The sequence below is a fragment of the Streptomyces sp. NPDC050504 genome, from assembly GCF_044458065.1.
GTDB lineage: Bacteria > Actinomycetota > Actinomycetes > Streptomycetales > Streptomycetaceae > Streptomyces.
Map to the genome: position 1 here is coordinate 738,525 of NZ_JBITHO010000002.1, position 15,540 is coordinate 754,064.

13 protein-coding genes and 1 tRNA gene are annotated in these 15,540 nt (G+C 74.4%); 10 read left to right on the forward strand and 4 right to left on the reverse strand.

The genetic code is table 11. The features are described from left to right. Positions 1-25 precede the first annotated feature (25 nt). From ACIBNE_RS09115 to ACIBNE_RS09125, 3 genes are all read left to right on the forward strand, one after another. On the forward strand, positions 26-163 hold the full coding sequence (locus tag ACIBNE_RS09115; protein ID WP_399270814.1) for a hypothetical protein: 138 nt from the start codon (positions 26-28) through the stop codon (positions 161-163). Positions 164-166: 3 nt separating this feature from the next. Next, positions 167-400 (forward strand): hypothetical protein, encoded by a 234-nt coding sequence (locus ACIBNE_RS09120; RefSeq protein WP_399270815.1) that lies wholly within the window; start codon positions 167-169, stop codon positions 398-400. Positions 401-634: 234 nt separating this feature from the next. Continuing rightward, positions 635-707 (forward strand) — tRNA-Ala (locus ACIBNE_RS09125). 18 nt (positions 708-725) lie between these two features. On the opposite strand, the gene ACIBNE_RS09130 is transcribed toward ACIBNE_RS09125, so the two are convergent. Together ACIBNE_RS09130 and ACIBNE_RS09135 are read right to left on the reverse strand one after the other, a co-directional pair. Beyond that, entirely contained in the window at positions 726-2,279 is a 1,554-nt protein-coding gene (locus ACIBNE_RS09130; protein ID WP_399270816.1) for a ferredoxin, read from the reverse strand. Further along, complete coding sequence (locus ACIBNE_RS09135; protein WP_399270817.1) at positions 2,276-3,073, reverse strand: hypothetical protein; 798 nt, start codon at positions 3,071-3,073, stop codon at positions 2,276-2,278. The genes ACIBNE_RS09130 and ACIBNE_RS09135 overlap by 4 nt, the downstream gene beginning before the upstream one ends. A 339-nt stretch (positions 3,074-3,412) precedes the next feature. Between ACIBNE_RS09135 and leuS the strand changes: the two genes are divergently transcribed. The 6 genes from leuS to ACIBNE_RS09165 all read left to right on the forward strand — a co-directional run bounded on the left by leuS (position 3,413) and on the right by ACIBNE_RS09165 (position 13,404). Next, positions 3,413-6,295 (forward strand): leucine--tRNA ligase, encoded by a 2,883-nt coding sequence (gene leuS / locus ACIBNE_RS09140; protein WP_399270818.1) that lies wholly within the window; start codon positions 3,413-3,415, stop codon positions 6,293-6,295. A 133-nt stretch (positions 6,296-6,428) separates the two neighbouring features. Further along, positions 6,429-7,199 (forward strand): hypothetical protein, encoded by a 771-nt coding sequence (locus ACIBNE_RS09145; RefSeq protein WP_399270819.1) that lies wholly within the window; start codon positions 6,429-6,431, stop codon positions 7,197-7,199. 144 nt (positions 7,200-7,343) lie between these two features. After that, on the forward strand, positions 7,344-8,189 hold the full coding sequence (locus tag ACIBNE_RS09150) for a DegV family protein (protein WP_399270820.1): 846 nt from the start codon (positions 7,344-7,346) through the stop codon (positions 8,187-8,189). A 588-nt stretch (positions 8,190-8,777) separates the two neighbouring features. Further along, a complete protein-coding gene (locus ACIBNE_RS09155; RefSeq protein WP_399270821.1) occupies positions 8,778-9,584 on the forward strand; it encodes a helix-hairpin-helix domain-containing protein in 807 nt (268 codons plus the stop codon). Continuing rightward, positions 9,581-12,235 carry a ComEC/Rec2 family competence protein gene (locus tag ACIBNE_RS09160; protein ID WP_399270822.1) on the forward strand — a complete coding sequence of 885 codons (2,655 nt, stop codon included), beginning with the start codon at positions 9,581-9,583 and terminating at the stop codon, positions 12,233-12,235. The genes ACIBNE_RS09155 and ACIBNE_RS09160 overlap by 4 nt, the downstream gene beginning before the upstream one ends. 278 nt (positions 12,236-12,513) lie before the next feature. Beyond that, positions 12,514-13,404 (forward strand): YceI family protein, encoded by an 891-nt coding sequence (locus tag ACIBNE_RS09165; protein WP_399270823.1) that lies wholly within the window; start codon positions 12,514-12,516, stop codon positions 13,402-13,404. 45 nt (positions 13,405-13,449) lie between these two features. Here the strand turns inward: ACIBNE_RS09165 and ACIBNE_RS09170 are convergent, their stop codons facing one another. Next, positions 13,450-13,677: a hypothetical protein gene (locus ACIBNE_RS09170; RefSeq protein ID WP_399271273.1), complete on the reverse strand. Its 228-nt coding sequence runs from the start codon at positions 13,675-13,677 to the stop codon at positions 13,450-13,452. Positions 13,678-13,773: 96 nt separating this feature from the next. Here ACIBNE_RS09170 and holA point away from each other — a divergent pair, with 96 nt between their 5' ends. Further along, entirely contained in the window at positions 13,774-14,760 is a 987-nt protein-coding gene (holA, locus tag ACIBNE_RS09175) for a DNA polymerase III subunit delta (protein WP_399270824.1), read from the forward strand. Positions 14,761-15,144: 384 nt separating this feature from the next. On the opposite strand, the gene rpsT is transcribed toward holA, so the two are convergent. Next, positions 15,145-15,411 (reverse strand): 30S ribosomal protein S20, encoded by a 267-nt coding sequence (gene rpsT, locus ACIBNE_RS09180; RefSeq protein ID WP_399270825.1) that lies wholly within the window; start codon positions 15,409-15,411, stop codon positions 15,145-15,147. Positions 15,412-15,540: the final 129 nt, after the last annotated feature.

The following is a 15,540-nucleotide window of genomic DNA, read 5'->3' on the forward strand; positions in this document are numbered from 1 at the left end:
GAGCCGGAAAGAGGGCCCGCGGCTGATGCGTACACCCGACCAGCAGGGCAAGCCCGTGCCGCTGACCTGTCCCTCCTGCGGATCGTCCCACGTCGCCCAAGTGCTCGGAGACAACGGCGGGGTCTCCTACGTCTGCACGGCCTGCGGCCACAGCTGGAGCTGAGTGATGGGTGCACACAGGCGGAAGTGCGACTGGTGCGGCAGCGGTACGCCCATCGTCCGGGACATGGATCCGGTCAACCCCTCGTACCAGTACTGGTGCGAGGAGTGCGCGCGGGCGCTGATCATAAAAGGCGACCCCATCGAGACGTACCGCGAGCTGGAGGGCGAGCCCATCTACGGCCGCCTGCTCGACGAGCACTGCACGCTCAAGCGGTTCTACTCCTTCGCCACGGCCTGAGGGCCGGTACGGGGAACTTGGTCCGATCCGGTCCGGTCCGGTCCGATCCGGGCCGGTCGGCAGCGCGCCGACCGGCCCGTTCGGCGTTTCCGAGGGCTGTGGGAGGGCTGCGGGAGACCCGTGGGAGGGGCGCGGGAGACCCGTGGGAGGGCCGGGTCGGCAATCGATTTGGTCAGCGGCCCGGTGACCCGTTAATGTTGTCGACGTCGCCGGGGGAAACGCCGGAAACGACGCGGGGCTATAGCTCAGTTGGTAGAGCGCCTGCATGGCATGCAGGAGGTCAGGAGTTCAATTCTCCTTAGCTCCACAGTGATCGAGAAGCGGGTCATCCGGATCGGATGGCCCGCTTTTCCGTGTGCGCCGCCGGTGCCTGTTCGATGCGGAGCGCCAGCGCCGGACAGCGGCGCACCGCCCGCTGCGCACGGCTTCGCAGGTGCACGGGCACGGACGGACCGGAGAGCTTCGGATAGCCGTCCGCGCCCATCGTGATCAGCTCGGGGGCGAGGTCCGCGCACAGGCCGTGCCCCTGGCAGAGCGTCCAGTCGACGGCCAGCGCCTCACCGCTCGGCGCCCGATCCCGCCCGTCCGGGAGTTCCGCGCCGGGCAGGGGCAGCACGCCCGCCGTGGGGCGGCCGCAGCCGCCGCCCGTGACGTGCGCGGCGAGGTCGTCGGCGAAGACGGCGAGCGCCGATGCCAGGAACCGCACCGAACCGTCCGGGTGCTTGCACGCCCCCCGCCCGCCGACCGCCCCCGTCACCTCGCGGAGCGCCTCCAGGGCCGTGGGACCGCCGCCCTCCAGCACGGCGGCGAGTCCGGCAGCCGCCGCCGGGAGACCGAGCCTGCACGGGCCGCACTGCCCCGTGGTCTCGCCCGCCAGCCAGCGCGCCACCCGCAGCGCCTCGCCGAGCGGACAGGTGCCGGGCCCCAGCGGCAGCACGGCACCCGCCCCCAGCGCACCGCCCGCCGCGGCCAGGGAGGCGCGCGAGACACAGGCCCCGTCGACGGCGGCCCCGTCGATCCAACTGCCGTGGTACCCGCCCGTCAGCACGGACGGCGCCATGGGCGGCGCCCCCGCGCCGCGCAGGACGTGCCGCAGCGGTACCCCGCTTGGCACCTCGACGACCAGGGGGCGGGCGACCGCACCGGAGAGCGTCAGCAGGACGGTGCCCGGCTCCTCGGGAGCGCCGCACTGTCCGTAACGGTCCACGCCCAGCCGTGCGGCGACGGCGAGCTGTGCGAACGTCTCGGTGTTGGACAGCAGGGTGGGCGCGCCGCCCATCCCCGACTCCGCCGCCCTCGTGCGGCGGCCCGGCGGCAGGGCGGGGCCACCCTCGGCCGCCCTGATCACCGCGGACGCCTCTCCCGAGACCATGCGCTCGGGGGTGCGGACCAGCCGCGCGCGCGGCACGGAACCGCGCCGGTCCTCCAGGCCGCGCTCGGCGAGGGCGGTGCGCACCGAGCGCTCGGTGGAGTCCCGGGTGACGGCGACCACCAGCGTCCGGGCGCCCAGGGCGGTCGCGGCGAGCAGGGCGCCGTCCAGGACGAGGTGCGGGGCGCGGTTGAGCAGCACGGAGTCCTTGCGGCAGGCGGGCTCGCCCTCGCTGCCGTTGACGACGACGACCGGGCGCACCCCGCGGCGCGCCGACGCGTCGGCGACCGCGCGCAGCTTGCGGGCGAACGGGAACCCGGCGCCGCCCCGCCCGTGCAGCGCGATCCCGTCCGCCAGGCGGGCGAGCGGATCGCAGGACAGCGGCGGAAGGGGGCCGTGCACCGCGAGGTGCGTCGGCAGGTCGAGCCGTGCGGCGAGGTCGAAGCCCGCGGTGAGGCGGGGGACGCCGACGACGGTGACCTCGGGAACGTCGGGAAGGGGGGTGCTCACGGGCGGTCTCCGGGGGAGGAGGGGTCTCCCGGGAAGGCGGGGTTCCCGGGGAGGGGCGTGGGGTTCGGAGGGAGGGGCGCGGCTCCGTTCCGCGGCAGGGGCGGGCGCGTACAGGGCGGCGTCACCGATGCGGAGGGTGGCGCGGTTCCCGGCGGCGGCGCCCCGAGTGGCGTCAACCGGGTGTTGACGTGCTTCCGTACGTACGCCCTGACGCGCTCCTTCGCCGGGGGCGGCAGCAGGCGCAGGGACAGGGCCCCGACGACCGTGCACAGGGCCAGGCCGTACAGGGCGACCACCCAGGGGGCGGCGGGGCGGCCCGCGTACAGGCCGTGCAGCAGCGCCGCGCACCACGCCGGGTACGCCAGGGCGTGCAGCGACCGCCAGTGGGCGGCGAGGCGCCCCGGGGCCCTCCCGGGTGCCTGGCCCCGCCCTGAGGCCGTGAAGGCGCCGCGCAGGGCGCCCGTCGCCGCCGTGCCGAACATCAGCAGGGCGGCCAGCGAGCCGAGGCCGATCAGCCCCCGCGTACCGTCGAACCCGAGGCCGAACGGGACGAGCGCGCCGAGCGGCGAGACGTGGTCGAGGGCGATCTTCACCGCCGCGTGCAGCAGCAGGAAGCCGAGCGAGGCCGTCGCGGCGGCCCGGTGCACGGCCTGCGCGACGAGGCGCTGGCGGCTGGAGAGCAGCAGCCGGTCGGTGGCGAGCAGCCCCCAGACGACCGAGGCGGTGAGGCAGACCAGGGCGAGGACGCCGGCCGTGAAGTCGAGGGCGGCGGACAGGGCGCCGGGTAAGTGCATGGGGAGTTCCTGCGGAATGCGGGGAGTGGGGCACGGTCCATTCGCGCGGCACGCTAGGGCACGGCATACCGCGCGGTAGGAGGTTTGCCCGGTTGTCCCGACAGAAGGCGGCGGTTGGGGTAGCCTCGCCCGCCCGCCTCCCGCCGCACCCGTAGGAACGCCTGCTGTACCCTGACGCCATGCGTGCCGTACGCCTTCTGCTTAGCGAGCCGCGCTGATCAGTCCCGACCGGTGAGAATGCCTGGTCGGAATCGGCGCGGCGTCCCCTCCTGTGCGAGGGGATTTTTCATTTGGCCCGCAGGCCCGTAGGCAGAGACGATCGATGGAGCTTTGAGAATCATGAGCGAGACGAATCCCGCAGCCACCGCCGAGGACGCTGCGCCGCACCGCTACACGGCGGCGACGGCCGCCGACATCGAGGCACGCTGGCAGGACTTCTGGGACGCGAACGGCACCTACGCGGCGCCCAACCCGGGCGACGGTGAACTGGCCGGGGACCCGGAGCTGGTCGCCAGGCCCAAGAAGTTCATCATGGACATGTTCCCGTACCCCTCCGGCTCGGGCCTGCACGTCGGCCACCCGCTGGGCTACATCGCCACCGACGTCTACGCCCGCCACCAGCGCATGACCGGCCACAACGTCCTGCACACGCTGGGCTTCGACGCCTTCGGCCTGCCCGCCGAGCAGCACTCGATCGCGACCGGCGAGCACCCGAGCGTGTCCACCAAGGCCGCGATGGACAACATGAAGGCCCAGCTGCGGCGCCTGGGCCTGGGCCACGACAAGCGCAGGTCGTTCGCGACGATCGAGCCCGAGTACTACAAGTGGACCCAGTGGATCTTCCTGCAGATCTTCAACTCCTGGTACGACGCCGAGGCGAAGAAGGCCCGGCCGATCGGTGAGCTGGTCGCACAGTTCGAGAGCGGCGAGCGGGAGGTCCCCGGCGGCCGTGCGTGGAGCGCGCTGAGCGCCGTCGAGCGCTCGGACCTGCTGAGCGAGTACCGCCTGGCCTACGCGTCGGACGCACCGGTCAACTGGGCGCCGGGCCTGGGCACCGTGCTGGCCAACGAGGAGGTCACCGCCGACGGCCGTTCCGAGCGCGGCAACTTCCCGGTCTTCAAGGCCAAGCTGCGCCAGTGGAACATGCGCATCACCGCCTACGCGGACCGGCTGATCGACGACCTGGACGGCCTGGACTGGCCCGAGGCGATCAAGCTGCAGCAGCGCAACTGGATCGGCCGCAGCGAGGGCGCGCGCGTCGACTTCCAGGTCGGCGACGCCGGTGCGATCACCGTCTTCACCACCCGCCCCGACACGCTGTTCGGCGCCACCTACATGGTGCTGGCCCCCGAGCACGAGCTGGTCGGGAAGATCGTCCCGGCCGCCTGGCCCGAGGGCACCCACGACGTGTGGACCGGCGGCCACGCCAGCCCGGCCGAGGCCGTCGACGCGTACCGCAAGCAGGCCGAGGCCAAGTCCGACGTCGAGCGCCAGGCCGACGCCAAGGACAAGACCGGCGTCTTCACCGGCGCGTACGCCACCAACCCGGTCAACGGCGAGAGCGTCCCCGTCTTCATCGCCGACTACGTGCTGATGGGCTACGGCACCGGCGCGATCATGGCCGTCCCGGCGCACGACACCCGCGACTTCGCGTTCGCGCGCGCCTTCGAGCTGCCGATGCGCTGCGTCGTGGAGCCCGCCGACGACCGCGGCACCGACCCGGCCGCCTGGGACGACGCCTTCGACTCGTACGACGCGAAGATCGTCAACTCGTCCGGCGAGGGCATCGCGCTGGACGGCCTGGGCGTCGTCGAGGCCAAGGGCCGCATCACCGCCTGGCTGACCGGGCGCGGCATCGGCGAGGGCACCGTCAACTTCCGGCTGCGCGACTGGCTGTTCAGCCGCCAGCGCTACTGGGGCGAGCCCTTCCCGATCGTCTACGACGAGGACGGCGTCGCCCACCCGCTGCCCGAGTCGATGCTGCCGCTGGAGCTGCCGGAGGTCGACGACTACACGCCGCGCACCTTCGACCCGGACGACGCGACCGCCCAGCCGGAGACCCCGCTGTCCCGCAACGAGGAGTGGGTCAACGTCGAGCTGGACCTGGGCGACGGCTCAGGCGTGCGCAGGTACCGCCGCGAGACCAACACCATGCCCAACTGGGCCGGTTCCTGCTGGTACGAGCTGCGCTACCTGGACCCGCACAACAGCGAGAAGCTGGTCGACCCCGAGGTCGAGCAGTACTGGATGGGCCCGCGCGAGGGCATGCCGCACGGCGGCGTCGACCTGTACGTGGGCGGCCAGGAGCACGCCGTACTGCACCTGCTGTACGCCCGCTTCTGGTCCAAGGTGCTGTTCGACCTGGGCCACGTCTCGTCCTCCGAGCCGTTCCACAAGCTGTACAACCAGGGCATGATCCAGGCGTTCGTCTACCGCGACGCGCGCGGCATCGCCGTCCCCGCCGACGAGATCGAGGAGCGCGACGGCGGCTTCTGGTACCAGGGCGAGAAGGTCAGCCGGGTCCTGGGCAAGATGGGCAAGTCCCTGAAGAACTCCGTCAGCCCGGAGACGATCGCCGCCGAGTACGGCGCGGACACGCTGCGCCTGTACGAGATGGCGATGGGCCCCCTGGACGTCTCCCGGCCCTGGGACACGCGCGCGGTGGTCGGCCAGTACCGGCTGCTGCAGCGGCTGTGGCGCAACGTCGTCGACGAGGCGACCGGCGAGGCCGTCGTGACCGATGCCGAGCCCGACGAGGACACGCTGCGCGCGCTGCACAAGGCGATCGACGGGGTCGGCGGCGACATGGCGGGGCTGCGGTTCAACACCGCCATCGCCAAGCTGACCGAGCTGAACAACTTCCTGACCAAGGCCGACGGGCCCGTCCCGCGGACCGTCGCCGAGCGGCTGGTGCTGCTGATCGCGCCGCTGGCCCCGCACGTCGCCGAGGAGCTGTGGCGCAAGCTGGGCCACACCGACTCGGTCGTCCACCAGGACTTCCCGGTCGCCGACCCGGCGTACGTCGTGGACGAGACCGTGACGTGCGTCGTGCAGGTCAAGGGCAAGGTCAAGGCCCGCCTGGAGGTCCCGCCCGCCATCGCCGAAGCGGAGCTGGAGGCGCTGGCGCTGGCCGACCCCGCGGTGGTCGCGGCGCTGGGCGGGGCGGGCATCCGCAAGGTGATCGTGCGGGCGCCGAAGCTGGTGAACATCGTTCCCGCGTAACGGCCGTACGGCGGCGTAGGGCGGGGTAAGGGGTTTCCCTTACGGGCAGGTTGGGGGTTCCGTTGGAACCCTCGGCCTGCCCGTTCCGTTTACGGTGGGAGGGGATCCCCGTCACCGAGTTCGAGGAGCGCACATGGAAGCCGTCATCGCGATCTTTGCGCTGCTCTTCATCGCCGCCGTCGCGTTGGGGGTGTACGCGACGGTGAAGGCCGTGGGCGCGGCCAAGCGCGGCGTCGACCGCACGATCACCCAGGCGCGGCGCACCGTCGAGGACACCACGCTGCGCGCCAAGAGCATCGGACAGGTCGGGGTCGCGGGCGAGCTGGCCCAGCTGCGCCTCTCGCTGCGCACGTCGATGCGGGCCACCCAGGACGCGCTGAACGCCGGGGTCGCGGAGGACGCGTCGCTGACGGAGTCGATGGACCTCTTCAAGCGGCTGAGCGTGCACGGGCACGAGCTGGACGACGAGCTGAAGCGGCTGGAGCGCGAGCCCGACAAGTCCACCGTCGCCGCGCGCCTGCCCGAGCTGAAGGAGCGCACGCAGCGGATCACGCACTCCGCGGAGTCGCTGCGGTGGGCGGCGCGGGACCGCGCACAGCAGTTCGCGAACGACGACCTGGAGAACCTGACCGCGCAGATCGACGTCGAGGCGGGCGCCCTGCGGCACTGGGCCGACGAGCCGGACGCCGCGGCGGGTACGGCCCCGGGGGCGCGGCCCTCCGGCGCGGCGGCGCCCGGCACCGCCGCACCCGGCACGGCGCCCGGCGCGGCGCCCGGCGCGGCGCCCGGCGCGGCGCCCGGTGCAGCGCCTGGCGCGGAGGGTCCGCAGGCCATCGCCGGTGCCGATTGGCGGCAGACCACGTACCCCTGGCAGAAGTCGGCCAGGCCCGAGCCCACCAACTGAACCGTCCGGGCCCGCCGGTTCCCCACCGGGCCCCCGTCGCACCGCCGCGGCTCCGTCGTGGCTCCGTGGTGACCGGGCCGGCCGTGACCGGGTCGGCCGGGGCCGGGCTGCCGTCGGAGGGCTGCTGCGGGTAACCTCCCGCTCATGTCCCGCCATGTCGCGATCGTCACCGATTCAACGGCCTACCTGCCGCCGCAGACGATGGAGCGCCACGGCATCACCGCGGTGCCGCTGACCGTCGTCCTGGGCGACGAGGCGCTGGAGGAGGGCACCGAGATCTCGGCCCGCTCGCTGGCCCTGGCCCTGCAGAAGCGGCGCTCGGTGACCACCTCGCGCCCGAGCCCCGAGGTCTTCGCCGAGACGTACCGGGCCGCCGCCGCTGCCGGGGCGACCGGGATCGTCTCGCTGCACCTGTCCGCAGAGTTTTCCGGCACCTACGACGCCGCGCTGCTCGCGGCCCGGGACGCCCCGGTGCCGGTGCGGGTGGTCGACACCGGAATGGTCGCGATGGCCCTGGGCTTCTGCGCCCTCGCGGCGGCCGAGACCGCCGAGGCGGGCGGCACCCTGGACGAGGCGGTGGTCGCCGCCGAGAAGCGGGCGGCGGGAACCGCCGCGTACTTCTACGTCGACACGCTGGACTACCTCCGCAGGGGCGGCCGCATCGGCGCGGCCCAGGCGCTCCTCGGCTCGGCGCTCGCGGTGAAGCCGCTGCTCCAACTGGAGGGCGGGCGCATCGAGATGAAGGAGAAGGTGCGTACGGCTTCGAAGGCGATCGCCCGCCTCGAAGAGCTCGTCGCCGAGCGGGCGGGCGCGGCGCGGGTGGACATCGCGGTGCACCACCTGGCCGCCGCCGAGCGGGCGTCGGCGCTCGCGGAGAGGCTGCGCGAGCGGGTGCCGGGGGTCGCGGAGCTCCATGTGAGCGAGGTCGGGGCGGTGATCGGGGCGCATACGGGGCCCGGGTTGCTGGGGGTCGTGATTTCGGCTCGGTGAGGTGTGCGTCGGCGGGGGCACGGGCGGGGCACGGGCGAGTTGGTCGGGTGGTCGGTCGGTCGGTCGGGCGGGCGGGCGGTCGGGCGGGGGCTCGGGCGGGGGCACGGGGACGCGGGCGCTCGGGGGTTCCTTCCCTCCTGTGGGGGGCCGAGTTATCCACAACTGGTCGGTTTTCCACGGAAATCGAGGCCGCTCAGCGGGGTTCCGGCGAGGTGCCTAACGTGCTGAGACATGACGAATCGATCACACGGCGCGGGCAGCGGACCCGGACGGCCGACGGCATCGGACGGTCGCGCGGGACACGGACCGGGACGGCGACGGCTGCCGCGCGCGGGCAGTCACAGGGGCGGCCGCAGGGGCGGTAGCGGGAGCGGCCACCGGGACCGGGCGGCGGTAGCGGCGGCGGCCCGGCGCAGGGCGGACGCGTTGCTGGGCGCGGACGCGTCGGGGGACGTGCTTCCGGGCGCGGACGTGCGTGGTGGGGGTGCGGGCGGGCGGGGGAGTCGTCCCGGGCGGGGGCCTACCGGCGTGAGGATGCCGGGAGTCGGACGGCGTTCCGGCGCGGGGACGCCGCCGGATTCAGGGGCTGTGCGGGATTCCGGGGTGGCGCCGGGCTCGGTGGTGGTGGGGGACTCCGGGGTGGCGCCGGACTCCGGGGTGGTGGGGGATGAGGTCGAGCGGCCGCTGGGCGCCGGGGGCGGGGCGGCCGGGGGCCGCGGGGTCCGGTTCGGGGAGGCGGTGCGGGACCGGCTGCCCGGGTGGGTGCAGGTGCGGTGCGGGCTGGAGCCCAGGACCCTCGCCGCCCTCGCGGTACTCCTCGTCGCGGCCGCCGTCGTCGGCGCGCAGTACTTCCTCACCGGGCGGCCCGAGCCCGTGCGGGTCCCCGACGTGGTCGAGGCGGGGCGGCGGGAGCCGGTGCCGCCACGCCCGTCCGCAGGGCCTGCGCCCGGACCACCGGCCGAGGGGCGGCGCGTGGTGGTGGACGTGTCGGGCAAGGTGCGCCGTCCGGGACTCCACCGGCTGCCGACCGGCTCGCGGGTGGAGGACGCGTTGCGCGCGGCGGGCGGGGTCAGGTCCGGTGCGGACACGGCGGGACTCAACCGGGCGCGGGTGCTGGTGGAGGGCGAGCAGGTGCTGGTGGGCGTGACCGCGCCGCCCGGTGCGCCGGGGGCCGGTGCGGTGGGCGGGGGCGGAGGCGCGGAGGGCCCGGTGAGCCTCAACTCGGCGAGTCCGGAACAGTTGGAGACGCTTCCCGGGGTCGGCCCCGTGCTCGCCCGGCACATCGTGGAGTACCGCACGGAGCACGGCGGATTCAGGTCGGTGGAGGAACTGCGGGAGGTCAACGGGATCGGTGCGCGGCGGTTCGCCGACCTTCAGCCGCTGGTACGGCCATGAGTGCGGCAGCGGTCCGCGTCGGCGCGGGGCACCGCCAGGACGCGGCGGAACCGGGGCGGGAAGCCCCCGCCGACCTCCGCCTGGTGCCGCCCGCGCTGGCCACGTGGGGCGCGGCTGCGCTGGTGGTGGGACGGCCGGGGCAGTGGGCGGCACTCGGCGCGGCGCTCTGCCTGGCCGCTGCGGGGGCGCTCGTAGCGGGGTGGGCGGTGGGCCGCCGGGGGACGTGGGCGGTGCATCGCCGGGCGATGCGGGCGGTGGGTCGCCGCGCGACGTGGGGTGGGGGCGGCGGGGCGGGCGGTCCGGGTTCGGGGAGCGGTCCGGGGCCGGTGGGCGGTTCGGGGGCGGGGCGTGGGGAGCGGCGGGGGAACAACCTGGTCGCGGCGGCCGCCGTGCTGCTCTGCGCCGCGGCGGGGGCGGCCACCGCGGGGCTGCACGGTGCGGACGTACGGCGCGGCCCCCTGCCGGGCCTCGCGCGGGAGCACGCCCGGGTCACCGTCGAGCTGACGGTGACCTCCGACCCCAGGCCGACCAGGCCGAAGCCCGGTGACGCACGCGGCGCGCCGCCGTTGCTCCTGCTGAACGGCGAGGTGACGCGCGTGACCACCCTCCAAGGGGCGACCACCGCGACCCGTAACCCCGTTCTGCTGATCGTCCGGGCCGACGCGGCCTGGGCGCGCCTGCTGCCGTCCACCGGGCTCCGCGTCACCGGCCGCCTCGTACCGCCGCTCAAGGACGGCGACCGGCTCGCGGCCGTACTCAGGGCGGACCCGGGACCGCCCGGGACCATCGCGCCCCCGACCTCCCTCCAGCGCGTCGCGGGCGGCCTGAGGGCCGGGCTTCGCGAGGCCACCGACGGGCTCGCGCCCGACGCGAGGTCCCTGCTGCCGGGACTCGTCGTCGGGGACACGAGCAGAGTCACACCCGAGCTGTACGAGGCCTTCGAGACCACCGACCTGCTCCACTTGCTGGCCGTGTCCGGGGCGAACCTCACGATCGTGCTCGTCCTGCTCGTCGGGCCGCCCGGCAGGGCGCTCCGCTCGGAGCGCGGCGGCCTCGCGCCCCGCCTGGGCATCCCGCTTCGGGCGACCGCGCTCATCGGCGGCGGGCTCACCCTCGCCTTCGTGATCGTCTGCCGACCCGAGCCGAGCGTGCTGCGCGCCGCGGCCTGCGGAGCGATCGCGCTCCTGGCCATCGGCACCGGGCGCCGCCGCTCCCTCGTCCCGGCGCTGGCCGCCGCCGTACTTCTCCTCGTGCTGTACGACCCGTGGCTCGCCCGCAGTCCGGGCTTCCTGCTCTCCGTCCTGGCCACCGGCTCCCTGCTCACCCTCGCGCCCCGTTGGAGCCTCGCGCTCCGGCGCCGCCGGGTGCCGCCCAGGATCGCCGAGGCCCTCGCGGCCGCGGCGGCCGCGCAAGCCGTGTGCGCCCCGGTCGTCGCCGTGCTGGCGGCCCGGGTCAGCCTGGTGGCGGTGCCGTGCAACCTCCTCGCCGAGTTCGCGGTCGCCCCCGCCACGGTCCTGGGCTTCGCCGCGCTGGCCACGGCCCCGCTCGCGATGCCCGTGGCGCGGGCGCTCGCCACGGCGGCGGGCTGGCCGACCGGGTGGATCGCGGACGTGGCCCGCACCGGGGCCGGGCTCCCGGGGGCGGCGGTCGACTGGCCGGGAAGCTGGCGCGGCGGCCTGCTGCTCGCCGCCCTGACCGCGGCGGCCGTGCTCTGCGCCCGTCGGCTGCCGCGCCGCCCGTGGGTGTGCGCGGCAGCCGCACTGCTGCTGGTCCTCGCGGTGCTGCGGCCGGCCCCGCTGACCCGTACGCTCACCGGCTGGCCGCCACCGGGCTGGGCGTTCGCGATGTGCGACGTGGGGCAGGGCGACGCGCTGGTGCTCGCGGCGGGCGAAGGCACCGCGGTCGTCGTGGACGCGGGCCCCGACCCGCGCCCGGTCGACCGCTGCCTGCGCGAGCTGGGCGTCACCCGCGTGCCGCTCCTGCTGCTCACGCACTTCCACGGCGACCACGTCAGGGGCCTGCCCGGGGTGCTGCGCGGCAGGTCGGTCGGCGCGATCCAGACGACGGGCTTCGACGACCCGCCGGAGCAGGCCGGGTTCGTGCGCCGCACCGCCGCCGGGGCGCACGTCCCCCTGCTGCGGGCCCGGTCGGGGGAGGCGCGCCGCGTGGCGGGCCTGAGCTGGCGGGTCCTGTGGCCCGCGGCGACCGGTGCGACCGGCACCGCGGCGCTTCCGGAAGGCCCCAACGACGCCAGCGTCACGCTCTTGGTGCGGACCGCGGGCCTCACGCTCCTGCTCCTGGGCGACCTGGAGCCGCCGGCCCAGCGGGGGCTGCTCCGCGCCCATCCGGACCTGCCCCGCGTGGACGTGCTCAAGGTCGCGCACCACGGCTCGGCGTACCAGGACCCGGCCCTGCTGCGCGCGGCCGGTCCCGGGCTGGCCCTGATCTCGTGCGGCCGCGACAACGACTACGGGCACCCGGCGCCCCGTACGGTCGACGCGCTGCGGGCGGCCGGGGCGCGGGTGCTGCGCACGGACCGGCACGGCACGATCGCGGTGGCCGCGCGCACGGCGGGAGGAGCCGGGAAAGGGGCGGGCGCGGTGGGTACCGGGGGCGCCACCGCGTACGCCGTGCCCAAGAAGCCTTCGTGACCGGTCGGCAACCGTCGTCCTGGGTGCCTCGAAGGCGTACGAAAGCGCAGGAAGAATCACGAAGGAGTGCGAATGCGGCGCAGGATGTGACGTACGCAACGGGAAACGTCAATTCGGACCTCCGGTAACACGTCACCCCAAGTCATGTCTAGACCTCTGTTTGCCTCGAACGGCACATCAGTGATCGAATGCCTCTTCGTCGGCGGGCCGCCTCTCCGACAACGACGTCCTGCCGTGCGCGGCCCTTGAGCCCATGAAGTGCGCGGGGTGCGTGAGGAATGTTTGGTCGTTGGCTAGGAAATCGCGCGGCGGGAGCCCCACGCGGTGGTCCCCTCGCAGGGCTCACAGTCCCGCCCAACGCGGGGGCGTTGACCTGCCGGGTGCTCGACCCGGTCAGCGAACCGGTCCAGCAGGCGGAGTTCGTGGTGACCGACAGCGCGGGCCGCAAGGTGGTCAGCGGCGAGACCGATCCCTTCGGTGCGGTCATCGCGACCGTCCCGGCCGGTGAGTACCGCCTCGCGGTGACGGCCGAGGGCTTCACGCCGTTCCACGGCAGCGCGACGGTCAGCGAGGGCGGGCACTCGGGGCTCGGTGACGTGACCCTCCAGATCGCCCCGCTCCAGCAGCTCCCCGATCCGGGCGACTGGGAGATCGACCCGATGCACTCCCAGATCGGCTTCACCGCACGCCACATCGGGCTGGCGCGCATCAAGGGCCGGTTCAACACCTTCGCGGGAGCCGTGCGCATCGCCGACCGCATGGAGGACTCCGCGATGCACGTCGTCATCGACGCGGCGTCCATCGACACCGCCGTCCAGATGCGCGACGACCACCTGCGCTCGGGCGACTTCCTGGACGTCGGCCGCTACCCGACGCTGGAGTTCTACAGCGACCGCTTCGTGCACCGGGGCGGCAGCCGCTGGTCCGTGACGGGCGCGCTCACCCTGCACGGCGTGAGCCGTACGGTGACCCTCGACACCCAGTACCTCGGCATCGGCAACGGCCTGGAGGGCGAGACCCGCGTCGCCTGCCACGCCACCACCGAGCTGCACCGCGAGGACTTCACGCTCACCTGGCAGACCATGCTGGCGCGCGGCATCGCCGCCATCGGCTCCAGCATCACGGTCGACATGGACATCCAGATCATCCGCAAGGGCGGCGACAGCTGACCACCACGGCGGCACCGGACGGCGGCTGATCGCGGCGGCACCCCGCTACGGCGCCTCCAGCCACCCCTCGTACTCCGCGGCGAACTCGTCCAGCGCCGCGGAGTCCAGCCGCGCCCCCGGGTCCTCCACGACGACCAGCCACTGCGCGTCCTCGGCGTCGTCCTCACCGGCCAGCGCGTCCCGTACGAGCTGCGGCTCGTCGCTCACGCCGAAGCGGTCGGCCAGTTCCCCGGCCACCTCTTCGGCCGTGTCCCTGTCGGGCAGCACCAGCACGTGCCGCACCGGGCGTGCGGCGGAAATCTCATCACTCACCAGGCCATTCTCCGGTACGGGGCGGAGTGTCGGTGGCCCGTGGGATCCTGAACCACGATGGCCACCAGAAAGAACACAGCCGACGACCCGCTCGCCCCCGTCACGCTCGCCGTGGGCCAGGAGGACCTGCTCCTGGACCGCGCGGTGCAGCAGGTGGTCGCGGCGGCCCGCGCCGCCGACGCCGACACGGACGTCCGGGACCTGACATCCGACCAGCTCCAGCCGGGCACCCTCGCCGAGCTGACCAGCCCCTCGCTCTTCGCCGAGCGCAAGGTCGTCGTCGTGCGCGGCGCCCACGACCTCTCCGCGGACTCGGTCAAGGACGTCAAGGCGTACTTCGCGTCGCCGGCCGAGGAGATCACCCTGGTCCTGCTGCACGCGGGCGGGGCCAAGGGCAAGGGCCTCCTGGACGCCGCCCGCAAGGCGGGCGCCCGCGAGGTGGCCTGTCCCAAGACGACCAAGCCCGCCGAGCGGCTGACGTTCGTCCGGGGGGAGTTCCGCACGCTGGGCCGTTCGGCCACCCCCGAGGCGTGCCAGGCGCTGGTCGACGCGATCGGCAGCGACCTGCGCGAGCTGGCGAGCGCCGCCTCGCAGCTCGTCGCCGACATCGAGGGCACGATCGACGAGGCGGTCGTCGGGCGGTACTACACGGGCCGCGCGGAGGCCTCCAGCTTCACGGTCGCCGACCGCGCGGTGGAGGGCAGGGCGGCCGAGGCGCTGGAGGCGCTGCGCTGGTCGCTGGCGACCGGGGTCGCTCCCGTCCTGATCACCAGCGCGCTCGCGCAGGCGGTGCGCGCGATCGGCAAGCTGTCGTCGGCGCGCGGCGGCCGTCCCAACGACCTCGCCCGCGAGCTGGGCATGCCGCCGTGGAAGATCGACCGGGTGCGGCAGCAGATGCGGGGCTGGACGCCGGACGGGGTGTCCCTCGCCCTGCGGGCCGTGGCGGAGGCGGACGCGGGCGTGAAGGGCGGCGGCGACGATCCGGAGTACGCGCTGGAGAAGGCGGTCGTCGCGGTCGCCCGAGCGGCCCGGCTGCGCCGGTAGACGGCGACGGAGCGCCCCGCGCGTCCCGCAGGCGGCGTCCCCGAGCCCCCGCGCACCGCAGTCGGCGTCCCCCGCGCCCGCGCGTCCCGCAGGCGGCGTCTCCGTGCCCGCGCGTCCCGCAGGCGGCGACTCCGCGCCCCCGCGCCCCGCGGCGTCTCCCGCCCCGCCCCGCCCCCTCGCGTACCCGCCCCCCTCGCGTACCGCGACGCGACGCGCGTACGACGAAGGCCCCGGTCCGTCCTGGGGAAGGACGGTCCGGGGCCTCGTCGTAGAGCTTCTGGAGCCGCACCCGCGTGGCGAACGCAGTCGTGTGCGGTCCGGGGTGCCGGTCGGGAGCGGAAGAGAGGGCCCGCTGGGTCCCGCCCGGCGTCACATCAGAAGAGCTCAGCCCTTGAGAGCGGCAACCTTGGTGGCCAGCGCCGACTTCTTGTTGGCGGCGGCGTTCTTGTGGATGACACCCTTGGAGACGGCCTTGTCGAGCTTGCGGGTGGCCGCGCGGACGGCAACGGTCGCCGCCTCGAAGTCACCGGCGGCGGTCGCCTCACGGGCCTTGCGGATCGCGGTCTTGAGCGACGACTTGACGGCCTTGTTGCGCAGGCGCGCCTTCTCGTTGGTCTTGTTCCGCTTGATCTGGGACTTGATGTTCGCCACGAAAAGAGCCTTTACAGGTTCGATGATGCTGATGATTCAACGAGTGCGTCCCGTACTGAGAGGGCACGAGACACAGCTGCCCAGGTTACCAGTCGCCCTCTCACCGGCCCAAACCGAGCATCGGGCGCC

What these genes read in the sequence shown, in the direction of transcription:
- ACIBNE_RS09120 (WP_399270815.1), top strand. Translation starts at nt 167, where the DNA reads ATGGGTGCACACAGGCGGAAGTGCGACTGGTGCGGCAGCGGTACGCCC.
- ACIBNE_RS09115 (WP_399270814.1), top strand. Translation starts at nt 26, where the DNA reads ATGCGTACACCCGACCAGCAGGGCAAGCCCGTGCCGCTGACCTGTCCC.
- holA (WP_399270824.1), top strand. Translation starts at nt 13,774, where the DNA reads ATGGCCACCAGAAAGAACACAGCCGACGACCCGCTCGCCCCCGTCACG.
- ACIBNE_RS09165 (WP_399270823.1), top strand. Translation starts at nt 12,514, where the DNA reads ATGTTTGGTCGTTGGCTAGGAAATCGCGCGGCGGGAGCCCCACGCGGT.
- leuS (WP_399270818.1), top strand. Translation starts at nt 3,413, where the DNA reads ATGAGCGAGACGAATCCCGCAGCCACCGCCGAGGACGCTGCGCCGCAC.
- ACIBNE_RS09145 (WP_399270819.1), top strand. Translation starts at nt 6,429, where the DNA reads ATGGAAGCCGTCATCGCGATCTTTGCGCTGCTCTTCATCGCCGCCGTC.
- ACIBNE_RS09160 (WP_399270822.1), top strand. Translation starts at nt 9,581, where the DNA reads ATGAGTGCGGCAGCGGTCCGCGTCGGCGCGGGGCACCGCCAGGACGCG.
- ACIBNE_RS09135 (WP_399270817.1), bottom strand. Translation starts at nt 3,073, where the DNA reads ATGCACTTACCCGGCGCCCTGTCCGCCGCCCTCGACTTCACGGCCGGC.
- ACIBNE_RS09150 (WP_399270820.1), top strand. Translation starts at nt 7,344, where the DNA reads ATGTCCCGCCATGTCGCGATCGTCACCGATTCAACGGCCTACCTGCCG.